Annotated in this window: 1 protein-coding gene; it reads left to right on the top strand. The window is 61.4% G+C overall.

All coding sequences use genetic code 11. From position 1 onward, the window contains the following. The coding region (locus PZH32_RS13065) for a hypothetical protein (protein WP_275208681.1) at positions 1-187 on the top strand (187 nt) is incomplete at its 5' end. Positions 188-298: the final 111 nt, after the last annotated feature.

Here is a 298-nt window from a genome sequence, read left to right as displayed (position 1 = left end):
CAGCCGCACCTACGCCGTCAACGTCACCGACGACGATTTAACCCGCGTCAACGACCCCGCTGTTAAGACCTATCACAAGCTCAACCCGCTGCGCATTATGCTGCAGAAGCTGGACCATCAAACCCAGAAACCCCTCGCTCAAGGCGGAGCCAGCTTGGGCGACGCCCAATTCCGCGTGAACTACTAGGCTACCCAGAAAGGCACCGCGGAATCCCTGGCCGAAGAGCAGCCCCGCGCTTCCTGGGTAGTAGGCACCAACGACGAGGGCGTCTTCTCGCTCCAGGACGCTGATGGCTCG

Origin of the sequence: Adlercreutzia equolifaciens (assembly GCF_029076695.1) — a bacterium.
In the GTDB taxonomy this organism is placed as follows: domain Bacteria; phylum Actinomycetota; class Coriobacteriia; order Coriobacteriales; family Eggerthellaceae; genus Adlercreutzia; species Adlercreutzia equolifaciens_A.
This window is presented reverse-complemented; position numbering and strand designations above follow the sequence as displayed.